The 15,239-nt window shown below is 48.0% G+C and carries 17 protein-coding genes; 11 read left to right on the top strand and 6 right to left on the bottom strand.

From position 1 onward, the window contains the following. Positions 1-149 precede the first annotated feature (149 nt). Entirely contained in the window at positions 150-1,535 is a 1,386-nt protein-coding gene (locus IEY46_RS31495) for an S-layer homology domain-containing protein (protein WP_188998930.1), read from the top strand. A 181-nt stretch (positions 1,536-1,716) separates the two neighbouring features. Here the strand turns inward: IEY46_RS31495 and IEY46_RS31490 are convergent, their stop codons facing one another. Both IEY46_RS31490 and IEY46_RS31485 read right to left on the bottom strand, forming a co-directional pair. Further along, entirely contained in the window at positions 1,717-2,292 is a 576-nt protein-coding gene (locus tag IEY46_RS31490; protein WP_188998927.1) for a dihydrofolate reductase family protein, read from the bottom strand. Positions 2,293-2,388: 96 nt separating this feature from the next. After that, positions 2,389-3,225: a helix-turn-helix domain-containing protein gene (locus IEY46_RS31485; protein WP_188998923.1), complete on the bottom strand. Its 837-nt coding sequence runs from the start codon at positions 3,223-3,225 to the stop codon at positions 2,389-2,391. Between the two features lie 116 nt (positions 3,226-3,341). On the opposite strand from IEY46_RS31485, the gene IEY46_RS31480 reads away from it, so the two are divergent. Continuing rightward, positions 3,342-4,148: a MerR family transcriptional regulator gene (locus IEY46_RS31480; RefSeq protein WP_188998921.1), complete on the top strand. Its 807-nt coding sequence runs from the start codon at positions 3,342-3,344 to the stop codon at positions 4,146-4,148. Further along, positions 4,145-4,414: a 2TM domain-containing protein gene (locus IEY46_RS31475; RefSeq protein ID WP_188998918.1), complete on the top strand. Its 270-nt coding sequence runs from the start codon at positions 4,145-4,147 to the stop codon at positions 4,412-4,414. Before IEY46_RS31480 ends, IEY46_RS31475 begins: the two co-directional genes overlap by 4 nt. Positions 4,415-4,973: 559 nt before the next feature. On the opposite strand, the gene IEY46_RS31460 is transcribed toward IEY46_RS31475, so the two are convergent. After that, a complete protein-coding gene (locus IEY46_RS31460; RefSeq protein ID WP_188998913.1) occupies positions 4,974-5,378 on the bottom strand; it encodes an ester cyclase in 405 nt (134 codons plus the stop codon). A gap of 142 nt (positions 5,379-5,520) precedes the next feature. Beyond that, the gene (locus IEY46_RS31455) at positions 5,521-6,021 is read right to left on the bottom strand and encodes a MarR family winged helix-turn-helix transcriptional regulator (RefSeq protein WP_188998910.1); all 501 of its coding nucleotides are present in this window, start codon (positions 6,019-6,021) and stop codon (positions 5,521-5,523) included. 63 nt (positions 6,022-6,084) lie between these two features. On the opposite strand from IEY46_RS31455, the gene IEY46_RS31450 reads away from it, so the two are divergent. The 8 genes from IEY46_RS31450 to IEY46_RS31415 all read left to right on the top strand — a co-directional run bounded on the left by IEY46_RS31450 (position 6,085) and on the right by IEY46_RS31415 (position 12,168). Further along, positions 6,085-7,026 carry an alpha/beta fold hydrolase gene (locus IEY46_RS31450; protein WP_188998908.1) on the top strand — a complete coding sequence of 314 codons (942 nt, stop codon included), beginning with the start codon at positions 6,085-6,087 and terminating at the stop codon, positions 7,024-7,026. Between the two features lie 189 nt (positions 7,027-7,215). Further along, the gene (locus IEY46_RS31445; protein ID WP_188998905.1) at positions 7,216-7,650 is read left to right on the top strand and encodes a YciI family protein; all 435 of its coding nucleotides are present in this window, start codon (positions 7,216-7,218) and stop codon (positions 7,648-7,650) included. Positions 7,651-7,806: 156 nt separating this feature from the next. Continuing rightward, entirely contained in the window at positions 7,807-8,205 is a 399-nt protein-coding gene (locus IEY46_RS31440; RefSeq protein WP_188998903.1) for a VOC family protein, read from the top strand. A 224-nt stretch (positions 8,206-8,429) separates the two neighbouring features. Further along, the gene (locus IEY46_RS31435; RefSeq protein ID WP_188998900.1) at positions 8,430-8,879 is read left to right on the top strand and encodes a YdeI/OmpD-associated family protein; all 450 of its coding nucleotides are present in this window, start codon (positions 8,430-8,432) and stop codon (positions 8,877-8,879) included. 96 nt (positions 8,880-8,975) lie between these two features. Continuing rightward, on the top strand, positions 8,976-9,371 hold the full coding sequence (locus tag IEY46_RS31430) for a VOC family protein (RefSeq protein ID WP_188998897.1): 396 nt from the start codon (positions 8,976-8,978) through the stop codon (positions 9,369-9,371). A gap of 284 nt (positions 9,372-9,655) precedes the next feature. Further along, positions 9,656-10,204 (top strand): DinB family protein, encoded by a 549-nt coding sequence (locus IEY46_RS31425; RefSeq protein WP_188998894.1) that lies wholly within the window; start codon positions 9,656-9,658, stop codon positions 10,202-10,204. Between the two features lie 263 nt (positions 10,205-10,467). After that, positions 10,468-10,746: a VOC family protein gene (locus IEY46_RS31420; RefSeq protein ID WP_188998891.1), complete on the top strand. Its 279-nt coding sequence runs from the start codon at positions 10,468-10,470 to the stop codon at positions 10,744-10,746. Between the two features lie 354 nt (positions 10,747-11,100). After that, a complete protein-coding gene (locus tag IEY46_RS31415) occupies positions 11,101-12,168 on the top strand; it encodes an LLM class flavin-dependent oxidoreductase (RefSeq protein WP_188998889.1) in 1,068 nt (355 codons plus the stop codon). 164 nt (positions 12,169-12,332) lie between these two features. Here the strand turns inward: IEY46_RS31415 and IEY46_RS31410 are convergent, their stop codons facing one another. Both IEY46_RS31410 and IEY46_RS31405 read right to left on the bottom strand, forming a co-directional pair. Further along, positions 12,333-13,748, bottom strand: a complete 1,416-nt coding sequence (locus IEY46_RS31410) for an MFS transporter (RefSeq protein WP_188998886.1) — start codon at positions 13,746-13,748, stop codon at positions 12,333-12,335. Positions 13,749-13,970: 222 nt separating this feature from the next. Next, a complete protein-coding gene (locus IEY46_RS31405; RefSeq protein ID WP_188998883.1) occupies positions 13,971-15,182 on the bottom strand; it encodes a stalk domain-containing protein in 1,212 nt (403 codons plus the stop codon). Between the last annotated feature and the right edge of the window lie 57 nt (positions 15,183-15,239).

The following is a 15,239-nucleotide window of genomic DNA, read 5'->3' as shown; positions in this document are numbered from 1 at the left end:
CTTCATCACGATCAAATCATAGCACTAATAAATAGTGAAATACATATTCACCGAGCACTCATTAAGAATCCATTAAGAAAAGTGCATCTGTATTTTAGTATGATAATAAAAGGAATTTTTTTGAGTCAGCAAAAACGAGGGGGTTGGTTATGCGTAAACGCACTTTATTAAGCTTTATGGTATTGGGACTATGTTTGTCTGCAACATCGGTTCAAGCAGCAGAAAATTCTGGACGGCCGTCAGCTGCCGACTTTAGCGATCTAAAAGGTTTAGACGAGGCAACAAAGAGCAAGTTCGATGCGATGATTTCAGCTGGCATCTTCGATGGTGTCTCCAATGACACTTTTGGACTGGCTGACAATATGAATCGGGCCCAGTTCGCGAAGGTGGCGGCGTTGGTTTTTAACCTAAGAATTGATCAATCGCTTACGAAATCAACATTCAAGGACGTAAAGTCGGACGATCCTGCACACGGCTATGCGCTGCCTTATATTGAGGCGTTAAAAGCCGCGGGAATAACGGATGGTACGGGTAATGGCGCCTTCAACCCTGCAGGCGACGTGACCAAGGAGCAATTGGCCAAAATCCTGATTCTGGGATTAGGTGAACAGCGAGGTACATCGACTCCACCTGTTAGCGACAATACTGTCTCTAGTTGGGCGAGCGACTATGTCCAGAGGGCTCTGGAGCTAAAGTTGTTAGAAAACTCCCCGGACGGTACGTTCGGCGGGAAGGAGGAGGCAAGTCGCGGGCTGCTTGCTATGGGAGGCTTCGAAACGGCCAGGACGGTTGAAAAGACCAAACCTCTTGAAGTGTCTGGAGCGGACTTCGCGGCGGGGAATAAACTGAATCTGACACTGACGGTAGGGGTCGACTCAGACTCCGTCGATTTGTCCAAGATTACAATCAACGGCGTGCCTCTTGATCCAAAGATGGATAGCTACGTGCTGTCCGAGGACAAGAAGACGATCATGATCAAGTTGCATGATGGCTTCCAGCTTGATACGTCTAAGACACCAGTCATAGCCGTGAACGGCCTGAAGACGCTATTCGGCAACGAGGTGAAGAACGAAGAAAGTAATGAGATATCGGTTACTTTGACCGAACCTCCAGTTAAACCAACAACACCGTATATCCAAGAACCAGCATCAACACAGGAAACAACAAATCCGAACCCGGGAACGGATCCCAATCAGGAAGCAACAAACCCAAACCCGGGAACGGATCCCAATCAGGAAGCAACAAATCCGAACCCGGGAACGGATCCTAACCAGGAAGAAACAAATCCAAACCCGGGAACGGATCCCAATCAGGAAACAACAAATCCGAACCAGGGAACGGATCCTAACCAGGAAGAAACAAATCCGAACCCGGGAACGGATCCTAACCAGGAAGCAACAAATCCGAACCAGGGAACGGATCCCAATCAGGAAGCAGTAAACCCAAACCAGGGAACGGATCCTAATCAAGGGGCAACAAATCCAAACCAGGGAACGGATCCCAATCAGGGGGCAACAAACCCAAACCAGGGGTAGGAGTCTGCGCGGGGAACGAGCCTACATTCATAATAGGGTAAGTATTACGAAACCCGATAATAGAGCGCTGACCTTTGGGTTAGCGCTCTTAACTTTGCACGGTCACCCTCTCCCGTTAGAATGAACGCTTCAAACTTGGTGTTTCAGCATCAGTAAGCTGCTGGGGCTTAAACGAGCCGCTTTAATTCTGTAACTTGTAATGAAGCAAGACGTTTCCGGAATCGAATGTTTTGGTCTCGCCCAGCGTGAGGCCAAACTGTTTAATATAGGGAAATAAAGGTTTGCCTTCGCCGGCTACAACCGGAGTGATAATAAAGATATATTCGTCAATCAGCCTTTCATTGGCAAGCTGCTGAACGATGGAGCCGCTTCCCATCACAAGAATGTCAGAGCTGGAATGATTTTTCAAATGCCGCACAACTTCTATCAGATCGCCATCATAAATTTGGGTATTTGCCCAACTGGTTTCTTTGATTGTTTTGGAGAAAACAACCTTGGTCATGCTGGTTAACTCCTCTGCGACCATTTTCAATGGTTGGGGCGCGCTGGGATCATTCAGCAGAGGCACCCAGGAGCGTTCAAATCCACGGTATGTCGTGCCTCCCAAAAGCAGCTTGTCCATCTTGCCGCCTATAGCATGAGCTGCTTTGTCAACCTCCGGATCATGGATAAACCAGTCCATCCCAAAGTTCGCTTCATTGTTGCTTGCAAAATAACCATCGATCGATACCCGGTTTAACATTTTGATTTTGCACATTCGCCATCGCTCCTTGATAATGATATCTGCATTCCTAATGGAATAAGATAATCTTAACGGTTATGACGGCAAAAAAATTGGACAAAACCGTCAATTCTACAAGTAGGACGATCCTGCCAAGTCGCTGTGAAATTCACTTACCTTCATCGCAATATGTTTGGGACTAACCCAAGAGAACGTCTTCATATCGCGTATGAAATGTGATTGATCATAATAATTCAGTGCATATGCGACATCGGACAGTCGTTCATACTTCCCTGAGTGCATCATCCGTAGCGCTTTATTGACGCGTCTTACCCTTATAAATAAGTGCGGAGGCATACCGACGACACGGGTGAAGCGCTTCTGGAACTGCCGTTCGGAAATGGAAAATACAGCTACCAGTTCCTTCACGGAAACCGTCGCAGTATGTTCATGAATAAACGAGAGTATCAGCTCAATGAGCTCATCGCGCTTACCGTTATGCTCCTTCTTCTTCATAAGGAAATGATTCAGCAAGGCGATACGGACTTCATCCGAATTCGAAGCCCGGAGCTGCTTCTCCAGTTCCATCGCGCCAAACTGGTCCGGAAACAAAAGCCCCTGATTATGAACAGAGGCATCCCAACCGAACAAGCTGTACATCGCATGGGGTTTTAATACCAATTGAATCGTTGTATATGGCGTGCCTCTGAAACGCATGACGCTCGGTTCCGACCCTTGTCCGTGAAGAAACAATACAGGTATATTGGACGATTGCGTGGAACGGATGGCGATATGCTCGATTGCGGTTTTCCGATCCGCTGCAAGCTGGTACACAATACCGGGGTAACCGCTCGGGCATACCTTAATCTCGAGAGGCTGATTACCTGATTGGGACGCGATTCGCAGGCATTCGATATCCCGGCTTAATGCCGCGGGAGGCGGCAATACGGTAAAATGAATGGTTTTCATACCTATTATTATATAGAAATGACGGGTAACGTGGAAGTTGACGAGAAGAAAACAGCTGCAAAACTTTTGATTGAACTCACCTTGACTTATACGTTAACGTTAATGTTAAGCTCATCATGTGGAGGGGGGAATACACGATATATTCAATAGGCAACATCATTAAACGAATTCATATTAGTCGTAGAACGTTACACTATTATGACGAACTTGGAATATTGAAACCTACAATCAATAAGGAGAATGGGTATCGTTATTACGATCAGGAGGCATTAGAGAAGCTTCAAACCATTCTATCTCTAAAATCCATTGGCTATACACTGATTCAGATCAAAGAATTATTTGAATCCAGTAGGGATTTGGACGTAAAAATTGAGGGGGCATGGGTCAAATCCATACAGAAACAATTGAATTACGTGGCAGTAGAGGTTGAAAAGTTAAAACGAAAACAATTTATTCTCAGAGGTATGCTCCAAACGATAGAAATGTCCGGGAAATATAATCAGGAGCACATTTTCTTGCTCATGAACCAGATCGAAAGCTCTCATTTTGTCGATGGAGCCATTCCGGCTACTTTTCCGACAACTATTTTCAGCGAAGAAGAAATAAACATTCTTAATCAACTTCCCCTCATTGGGAGCGACGATCCGCGAATCCATACAACGCTGGATTTAATAAGAGAAACAAGGGAAAGCATGCATGTTCATCCGGGTACCCCTGAAGCTCAGAAGCTTGCAAATAAGTGGTACCGACTCACATTAAGTTGGTTTAACGGCAATTCGGTTCTTCAAAATAAATATTTTTCTTTTATCGCAAAAGAGGCGGAAAGCAGTTCAGTCATTTACGGATGGGATCAAAAACTAATAGATTTTATAGACAATATTATTAATCATCTGGACAATGAGGAAGAAGGTCGCTTAAATTGAGCATTTCAGAAGAGATGGGTAATCGAAAGGATTTCTATTCTCATTTGTTCGTTTTTATAGCTGTTCATGTTCTTATTTTTATCATGCTGCGGGTCGACGATGACTCACTTCCTGGTTTTTTATCTCGAATGCTGCAATCCATCACCGAAGGGAGAATATGGTTTTACCATGAACCCTCAGGAGTCTTTATAGGGTTTGTATGGCTGGTTATCCTATTGGTTCAGGGGATTTATGTATTTTTTATCAAAAATAAAAAAGCCGACTAACGTATTGATCTTTCGGCGGAGGAAGGAACAGTAAAGGGGAGCGGATCGAAAGCCAATCGCAAGCTTTCGATACCGTCGAGAATCGCATCGGTATTGCGGATACCCAGATTGCCGGTATAGATTCTTCTGCGGCCCCGAAGGTTTTCTTCGTCATATACGGTCAATCTGGGATAAGTCTGGGATGTAAAGACTTTTTTATTCACGGGTTATGATTGGATGGAAGACTCATAGACAACCGTAAATGCAGAGGAATTTTTTTAGCGATGGCAAATGCCAGATTGTGCTGGAGCGCGGATCTCAACCGTCTGAGCACAGGGGGCGGGGGATAAGGAGCGGTAGCGATTGGAATCCGAGTAATCGATAAATGAAAAAGCAGCCTTCGCTGTCCTTGTGGATAGCGAAGGCTGCTTCTCGTTAATCATCATCCCATCTAAAACGAAAATAGGGATACCATGCGGCTGAGTCCCGCGCTCCGAGAGGGAGAGTGGCAGGGACCAACCAGTTAAATATTCGGGCAAACCGGCTTGGAAGAAACGGTGAACCGCTACAGCCAATGAAGTCATGATAGCTGTGCCATAAGGTGCAGACCATCGGAACTCACCCAATATTCAATAATTTTACCTGATTTCACTCGCCATATATCGATTCCGCCAAATTCGACCTCCGTTCCGGCTGGAGCTTTTGTACCTGGAATTCCACCCTGATAGACCGCCCGGCTTGTCCAGCGTGCAGATAGCATATCGCCATCTACAAAAGGTCCTACCTCTAAAGTGAAATGAATATTGGAAAAGGGTTCCCTGCCCATTTGCACCATGCGCATCACACCCTCCGGTCCTCGAAAACCATCGGAACCAGCCTGGTGCACGACACACTCTTTGTCTACAATTGATTTTGCTAATTCCACGTTTCCGTTCCACATATCCATCCAACGATCATAAAGCTTCGCATGGTCAGAATTTTCCACGTTATTCTTCCTCCTTTAGATTATACTCATAAATTAAACTCCCAGTAACTACCATAAACGTCCTTACATTTTTACCTATCAACAGTGATGCTGGTAGGGCTCTTTTTCGTTTAAAAACTTCAAAGATAACGCCTCCGCCTTGTTATTCACTATCAACAATGTCCCCCGCCTTCCTGTAGAGCTTCGTTAATTTGGCACTCTCCAACATGGTCAGTTCGATTGTCGCTTGATTATACCGCACCAGAAACTCGAGCTCCCCCGTAGTGTAAGTTTCCAGCAGCCTTTCAAAAGCATCCCCCATCGAACGATATATATGGTCAGAAGGCGCGAGGTTCTCCTTAATAGCAGTAATGATTACTTTGCGACGATCCTTGGAGTCAGGTGCGCGCTTAACGAACTTCCGCTGCTCAAGCCGATCGATCAGATTCGAGACAGCGCCAGTTGTGAGGTTTAGCCGCTGCGAGAGTTGTCCGGCCGTCATGGGGCCTTCCTGCAGCAGTGTCGAGATCGTCTTCAAGTCGGTAATGCCCAGGCCCAACTTGGCAGCGGCCGCCTGGTGGAACAGGGCTGTTTCGGTGCTCAGCATCTGGCCCAGAAATTGCATTTGACTCATAAGTGCCTTTCGGTGCTCCGGTTCGCTCATCGTTGATTTCTCCTCATTGACATTTATTATCTTCACGATTAAGATAATTATAAAGATATTATAATGAAAATCATTTACTTATACAAGAAAGGGTATCCGAACATGAAGCGGAAAAACAGTGTTGAGAATCAATCGACAACAGCCGTGCAGATTCCTTTTACAAACAGCTCTGTAACTTCCAAAGATGACACAACCATAAGTTACCGTCAACTCGGGCAAGGCCCGGGTTTGGTGATGCTGCATGGCACCATGGAGTCAGCCCAAAGCCACATGCAGCTCGCCGGGGCACTGTCGGATGCTTTTACCGTTTATTTGCCCGATCGGCGTGGTCGTGGACAAAGCGGCCCGTGCGGCGATGATTACAGCATAAAGAAAGAAGTGGAAGATCTGGACGCCCTCCTTACCGAAACGGGAGCCTGTTTTGTCTTCGGAGTCAGTGTTGGCGCCATTGTCTGCCTCCAAGCGGCACTCTCCCTGCCAGCCATTCGCAAAGCCGCAATCTTTGAGCCGCCGATCATCATCAACGGATCCGTGTCGACTGGCTTCTTGACGCGTTATGACGAGGAGATTGCCCAAGGCGATGTGGCCTCAGCCCTTGTTACAGGCATGTTAGGATCGCAAATGGGGCCGCCTGTATTTAGCTCTATACCCCGGTGGCTATTAAAACTACTCACGAAGATGATGATGGCAAGTGAGGATAAGAAGGCCAAGGGTGACGATGTAACGATGAGAATGCTGGCTCCGACGATGCATTATGACCTTCAGTTGGCTGTCGAGTCGGAAGGGCTGATGGAGAACTTCAAGGCTATAAGTACCGAGTTGCTCTTGCTCGGCAGCAGCAAGAGTCCGTCCTACTTCAAAGTGGCGCTTAACGCCCTGGAGAAGGCGCTGCTGCATGCCAGGCGTATCGAGTTCCCCGGTCTCAATCATGGGGCCTCGGGTAATACCAATAGAGGCGGACAGCCGGAACGAGTTGCACAAGAACTGCGCCGATTTTTTATCTAACCGCACCTTTGGGCCAGCGCCATCCATGCTCATCCAAATAAAGAAAGCGTTTTAGTGAAAAGAATCCAAAAAAAGTTTTTCCGGTGTGTCGATTTTGCCGAATTCCGTTCGTCGTCTATATAGAGGCAAAGTTAAGCGGCCCGGCAAGATCGAAAAAAACCAATACAAAATCAGGAGGAGGAAAAAAGTATGCGATTCATGATGATTGTCAAAGGTACCAAGGATTCAGAGGCGGGCGTAAAGCCCAGCGAGGAACTGTTCGCAGCGATGATGCGGTACAACGAGGAACTGGCCAAGGCCGGGGTGCTGCTAGCAGCCGACGGGCTTCAATCGAGTGCAAGCGGCATCCGGATCTCCTACCCGGAGCCAGGCGGCAAGCCGAAAGTGATCGACGGCCCTTTCACGGAGGCGAAAGAGTTAATTGCCGGTTATACGCTAATCGAAGTCAAGTCGAGGGAAGAAGCAATCGAATGGGCGATGCGCATGCCGGATCCGCATGGTTTCGGCGAAGGGGAGATTGAACTCAGGCAGGTATTCGAAACACCTGAATTGACACAGGATCCCCAAATGCTGATAAATGACGCGGCGCTGCGTGACCAGATGGAGCAGCTTAAGAAATCGTGACGGTTTTCAATTGCTGAGAAAAAACAAATTATTTTTTTATTGGTCTTGTCGATTTAGCCGTTTTCCGTTCGTCGTGTTAGTAGAGGCCGGGTTAGACGGTAATCCCCGTGTACCCGGCCAACCGAAAATCAAACCAAAAAGAAAGGTTGATGAAACATGAAAGCACAATTGACCCCTTATTTATTGTCGGAGGATGCACGTACACAAGCCGAAACGTATAAGCAAGCCCTCGGAGGCGAAATACATTCCGTCATGACTCACGGTCAGATTCCAGGCACCCCGGAAGCGATTAAAGACAAGGTTATGCATATGGTGATGACAGTAGCGGGCGAGAATACATTGTTCCTGTCTGATGCCTTTGAACAGGCCGGAGGCCGCCGCAACAGCATTGCACTGACACTGGCATTTGAAAGCGAAACCGAAGCCCGTCAAATATTCGCGAATCTCGTAGAGATCGGTGAGGTCAAGTATCCGTTCGATCCTCAGCCATGGGGAGGCTATTACGGTGAAGTTGCAGATAAATTCGGCATTACCTGGCAGATCGTCAAACAATAGGACCGTCAGACCGGGATAACAAATTGAATCCTTTCTTAAAAGAATATAGCAATTTCGCATACCGGTATTTAAGACCTGTGCCCGGCTTGCTGGCTATTGAAATTACTAGTATAAAATTACCTGAAATGGTATATTGAGGACATCTGAGATCGATAGAACTCTGGAATAACGGCCCCCTTGCTTTACAAAACTGACGTATGTATTGGGAAGGAGTTGTGTTCAATATGAGATTTCATGCTGTTATTTTACTTAGCGGCAAGTCGGCAACAGGTATCCGGGTTCCAGAAGACGTCATTGCAAGTCTCGGGACGAGTAAGCGTCCGTCTGTGCGAGTCACAATCGGGGACTACACCTACCGAACCACTGTAGCGCCTATGAGTGGGAATTATATGATACCGCTTAATGCCGATCACCGCGCAGGTGCCGGTGTCCGCGCTGGAGATGAGGTGGACGTTGACATCGAACTCGATACAGAGCCACGAGAAGTTGTCATGCCGCACGATTTCTCTACTGAGCTTGATCGCAATGAGGAAGCAAAGCGTTTCTTTGAGGGACTGTCATTTACCAATAAGAAAAGGTTTGTGACTTCGATCGAGGAGGCCAAAACAACCGAAACACGGCAAAGGCGGCTCGCAAAAGCGATGACCTTGCTGATCGATGGCAGAACACAGTAACCTAGCGTTTTACCATAATAGCTTCAAAGTTTCACGAACACCATCAAGGAGCAAAATCGATATAACAATTCAAAAAATGGAAGGATGGTTTTTATTATGTCAAAGATCACCCCTTATATTCACTCGGAAGATGCAAGAGCGCAAGCTGGATTCTATATTCAAGCTCTCGGTGGTGAAATAAAGTCTGTCACTACTTTCGGATCGATACCGGGCACACCCGAAGAAAACAAGGATAAAGTCATGCATATGCAAGTCGATGTTGGCGGGAATGAGCTTTTCTTCTCCGATTCCGTTTTTGGTCCGGTTCAATCCGGACGCAGTATTTCACTAAGCGTAGCTTACGATAAGGATGCCGACGCTCGCGAAGCCTTCAACAAGTTGTCGGAAGGCGGCCAGGTAAAATTCCCGTTCGACGCACAAGTATGGGGCGGCTACTACGGAGAACTCCAAGACAAATATGGCCTTAATTGGATGATTGTGATAGCTCCCTGATTCTGCTTCGGAGAATAACTTGAGAATGGATACCACACTAATTCCATGCAGGAGCTAGTGTGGTTTGTTTTTTGGTTCAGCCCATAACGGCAGTGAATGGATATAGGAATGAATAAAGCTCCCGCATGGCGTGGGGCTTTTTTGCTATGGGTTGGCTTTTCCTCATCCCGATCACGTTCATTTTCATGGAATATTGAAAATTAATAGACGTTATTATAAAATGTTAGTTATATATCAAACAATTTATGTTTTTGTTTGGTTTTATAAAAAAGGAGGAAGTATTGATGAATGATGAACCTATTCAAAACACAGCCGACTGCATCCGGAATTCACTACGTTTCCAGTTTCAAATCTCTTGGAGTTTGTTTGAAATTCATCTTACCGGTCTTGAAGACGAAGAGTATCTGTGGCGGCCTGCTTCAAAGGGGCTTCATATTTTTAATGAATCCGGGGTTTGGCGCGCAGATTGGCCGGAATCAGAGGCGTACGATATTGGACCGGCGAGTATAGCCTGGCTAACATGGCATATTACATTCTGGTGGGAAATGACTCTTGATTACTCTTTTGGAAATGGAACTTTAACACGGGAGGATGTTCATTGTCCGGGCAACATGAAAGAAACGAGGGAAAGAATAATCCGTTTACGTGATGAATGGGAAGCAGCAATGGCTAAGTTGGCGGATGATGAACTCCTCTCCAGCGATCGAACAAAATGGCCTTTCACCGATAAGCCGTTACATGAACTTGCAGCATGGCTAAATATTGAACTGATGAAGAATGCTGCTGAAATCGGTTACTGCCGGTTCCTGTATGCCTCTCAAAAAAATAAATGATGCAATCTTATTTTGTTGCCAATTTTTCAAAAGGATCGAGTAAACGGCGAGAAGCCGGGCCGGGCACGGCTTAGGGGGCTGCGACAGGATGCCGCAAAGCGGACTGCCCGCAGCTTTCGTCATCCATTACGTCCATATTCATATCACTTGCTAATACGGTTTTGTCCCTTGAACGCAAGGCTGTTGTCGATTGTGTTCGTGATGCCGATTAAAGGACTTTGAGCTTTGCGCCAGGATATAGACTTTGCTATAATTGGAAGGAAATGCTGGTTCACAATCAACGGGATGAGGCGTTTGAACGTAGGGTAATAGATCGGCTCCAAGGTGTCGTGGTTGTTTACATTCCCGTTATTGCTTTGGCAGAATCGGCACTCTGGTATACCCCTGATATCGAAGAGTATCACATGTTTTTAGAACAAAAGGGAGTAGAGGTTACAGCTATATTGGATCGGACTGGTTGCGGGAAAAGCTTTCAAATGAAAGATCCCTCCGGGAATAGAATTATGGTGGATTATTATCCGCCTTCCATTGAAAATAGCTAACTATATGCTAAATGACGGTGACCAAACCAACCCTGCAAGAAAACATTGTCCCGGAGTACGACCCCGGCGGCAACAGGTATGGTGCCATTTGATTTGGAGCAATATAAGAAATGGCAAAGAATCACTGCCGGCCACCTTTGCCGGACAAGGGTCATACTAGTAAGTAAAAAGACGCTTAGAAAAAGGCCGCATCGGATACGGTCTTTTTCTCGTTTATAGGCCGAATACATCCTTAGCTATTCAATTTTCATGGGAAAAGGACGGTTCCCCGCACTGTTCGCTTACTTAAGTTGAGAAACTTTAAATAGTTTAGTAAACTAAAGGTACATATGCTAATGTAGGAGGAATTGAAAAATGGCCGACACGGCAAACACCATGGAAATAGGAATCAGCACGTTTTTGGAAGCGACACCGGACCCGGTAACGGGAGAGGTCATCAGCCATGCCGAGCGGCTGCGCCACGCAGTTGAGGAAATCGTCCTGGCCGATCAAGTCGGACTGGATGTCTACGGAATTGGGGAACATCACCGGGTGGATTATGCGGGCACTGCACCGGCGGTTGTATTGGCAGCGGCGGCTGCCATGACCAAAAAGATCAGACTTACCAGTGCCGTCACCGTGCTGTCCTCGGATGATCCGGTCCGCGTGTACCAGGCATTTTCCACCCTTGACGGCATCTCAAACGGCAGAGCCGAGATTATGGCGGGCCGGGGCTCGTTCATCGAATCCTTCCCGCTGTTTGGCTACAGCCTCGATGATTATGATGAATTATTTGAGGAAAAACTGGAGCTGCTGCTTGCGATCCGGGCCTCGGAGAAAGTAACCTGGCGCGGTGGTCATCGTCCTGCCATTGACAACCTGGGTGTTTATCCCCGGTCGGTACAGAGCCCGCTGCCGGTGTGGATTGCAAGCGGCGGAAATGCCCAATCTGCGGTCAGGGCCGGCATGCTGGGGCTTCCTATCGCATTCGCTATCATTGGCGGCATGCCGGAGAGCTTCGCTCCGCTGGTCACCCTTTACAAGCAGGCTGCCGCGCGGGCCGGACATGATCCCGCATCGCTGCGGATTGCAACGCACTCCCATGGGTTTGTAGGGGAAACAACGGAACAGGCGGCCGATTTATTTTTCCCCTCCACACAAGCTCAAATGAACGTCATCGGCCGTGAGCGGGGGTGGGGTCAGCCCTACAGCCGTGCCAGCTATGATGCCGCACGTACCCTAAAAGGTGCTCTCTATGTAGGCGATCCCGAATATGTTGCGGAGAAAATACTTCTGCTGCGCAAAAATTTGGGGGTTAACCGGTTCTTTCTTCATGTCAATGTCGGCACGATGCCGCATCGGGAAGTCCTGCGGGCCATCGAACTGCTTGGCACCAAGGTTGCGCCAATCGTCCGCAAGGCGCTTGCCGCAAACGGGGAGTAGCAATAAACACAGCAAAAAAACCGGCTTTCATAGGAAAAACTTGAATAAAACGAAGCAAACGCGCACAGTTTCCTGTGCGCGTTTGCTCGTTTGCATGGAGAGCCGTCAAACCGGCTCCGGCATTCATTCTTCACGGATTGCGGAACGGGCCGCCGCTGCCGCTTTCATTCCTTACGGGATTCGCCTTTCATTCGTATCCACCCTGTTAAACTGACGGCCAGCAAACCGCCCAGAATAAGGGCGAACCAGTTGAAGGCCACGCTCAGACCGAGCAGCTGGGTCATGATGCCAAGTCCCAATGCCGGACATACAACACCAAAATAGGTACACCCGTAGAAGAAGGACAGCACGTCGCCCCGCGAACGGTCCGGCGCAATTTCATTTACCAAGGCAAGGCTCCCGGCATATAGAGGCCCATAGCCGAAACCTACGAGCAGGATAGCCGCCGTAAGCAGCAGGATCGACCCTGTATGAATAGTCAACAAAAGCGACAGCAGGCCCGATCCGATCAGCAGAGATCCGAAAATGCCCATTCGCCGCAGGGGCCATTTTCTGCTTAGAAGCTGGGATATGGCGGATAACGTCAACACCATCGCCACAATAAAGCCGGATAAGACAAAGCCGGTTTTTCCAATCCATTGTTCCAGATACATCGGTATGATCGAAGCGAACAGGCTCGTAATCCCCCATGAAATAAACGAGGAGAGGGCGGCAACAAAAAACCATTTACGGATGCTTTGCGGCAGCTTGGGCCAATGCAACCTGCTGTTTGTTCCCGCGACAGGCGGAATATCCGCCCGTACTACCAGCAGGGCGATCAGCCCCGGCACAATCAGCAGCATATGCACAACATAAGGCAGCAGCGTCGGCATCGGCGCAAATTGCGCCAGCAGCCCCGCCAGCATCGGCCCGATGGCATTGCCGGCCGTAACCGCAATCGCCCCAAGCATGGCAGCCCGGCGGCGGTCCTGTGCAGGATGAAGCTTGGTTAGCGCTGCGACCGTAACGCCATTGAAGATGCCTACAGACAGGCCTTGAAGCACTCTTGCCACCACCAGCATGGGGAAGCCCCCTGCAAGCGCCAGACATAACGATCCGGCCAAAGCGACCAGCATGCCGGGAACGAGCATTCCGCGAAGTCCCCCTCTGTCCGATAACTGGCCAAACACAATAATGGAGGGGATCACCGCCATCGCATAGGCGGCAAAGGCAAGAGACAGCATCCCCGGCGTAAGCCCCCACTGTAATTTATAAAGCGCATAAAGGGGCGTAACCAGATTAAGCCCCATAACAGCAATGAATAACCCGTAAGCGGCAGTCCAATAGGCAAAGCTTCCGGAACGGGACTGCGCCGTCTTGATCTGCAGCACATCATCGAGCTGCTGAAGCGCTCCGGTCAGCTGCGGAAGCAGCCTGTCATCAAGCATGGCTTCGATCCGCAGACGGGACATCGCCCGATTCTTGGTTCTCCCCGCCGACATCCGGTCAATATTGGCGTCCACAATGGCGAACAGCTCCGAAATCCGGGCGAGAACGCCAGGACGGTTATGGACAGTGACTGATAATACAAATGCACCCATGCTTCTTCCCCCATTTGTTAGATATACTTACATTATATCGGGAAGATGATATTGTGTCATGAAGAGAATCAATATCATAATTAGGGAAAATCGCTTCATTTACACAACCTGCAGTGTAGTTGGATATACAATCAACAAATTGCGAACGATTAAGCTGAATACGCAATTATGAAACGCCGGTAACGATTGGACGAACCAATCACTACCGGCGTTTGAGCTTTTTTAGAAATCTGTATCCGTGTTTTCAATTGCTTCTACATCAATCAGTTGTCCATCTAATTCCGATATCCAGTCACCTGCGCTTGTTTTCTTGACCGTAACAATGGCACGGACACGGTTGTCCTGAAATTGCGGCCCGTTCAATTTCTCAGTCGTTTGGGTGTAATAAACGACGGCTGCTGTTCCGGTATAATCCACAATTGTGATGTTCTCCGTGGTAAACTTAAAATCATATTCACTGAATAACTGCTCCGTCTGCTCCTTTAGCAGGGCAACATCGGATGATTCCGGATTAAATGTAGCGATATAACCGTCGAGATCCTCTTTGTTGGAAGACTCTTCTTGACGATGAATAAGAGCCAGGATTTTCTCTTTATCCGGTGCGGGGACCGTGGCTTCCTTGCTCAGCACCTTATCCGCATCGATGTATTTCATATCCGTGAATGTAATGTCAAATAATCGCCACTGTCCGTCTGCACCGCGATTCAAGGTGATTTCGGATTCAGACTCATTATTCAGATAAAAACCTCCGCTCACCTTCTCAGATACATGGTGGACGAGAATGACGGCGGAATTGGATTTAAAATCGGCAACCTTCTCCAGCTTGGAAGTAGTGCGGACGACCGGTTTATCCGCATCTTGGGCTGTCATATTCTTAAAGTAGTCATAGTAATGTGATTTTGGATCAATGACTTTGATAATGTCTTTAGCATCGGCATTCAGCTCATAGGCATCCAATTTATCAAGGACGGCTTGAAAGCTTTTCAGATCTGCGGCGCTGGGCCCGTTGTCCATAATCTTGATCGTCTTGTCAGCGGCATTCCAGTTCACGAGCTTGCCTGTCGACTCGCCAACAAAACGAAGCGGAATCAATATCCGGCCATTCTGCGTGATCAGCTTGAGCTTCTGCGCGGCAGCTTTGCCGTCAACGGAAGCTTGTCCCGTTCCGATATTAATCTGGATGGCATGGGAGCCTTTTCCGGTTACCATTTTTGTTTTGGCATCATAAGCAACCGTGTAGTTCAATGCCTTGAATAAGCCTTTAAATTCAACATAAGTCGTTTGGTTTGCCACAACAGGGGGGACGTCGAATGTAACTTCTTGTTCACCAACCCATACACGGATGGGTTTTTTTTGCTCCGCCGCGTAGGCAGCACCGGAGAAAGCGAGAGTAAGCAAGGAAATGGCGAGAATCAGAGCCTGAATCTTTTTCATAGTGTAGAGCTCCTTTCATTGTAGGCAAGCGCAGTCCCGTTTTGTCCGTTAGAGCCG

Origin of the sequence: Paenibacillus nasutitermitis, assembly GCF_014641075.1 — a bacterium.
Lineage (GTDB): Bacteria > Bacillota > Bacilli > Paenibacillales > Paenibacillaceae > Paenibacillus_Z > Paenibacillus_Z nasutitermitis.
Note: the sequence above shows the minus strand (reverse complement) of the source record. Positions and strands in the feature narration are given on the sequence as shown.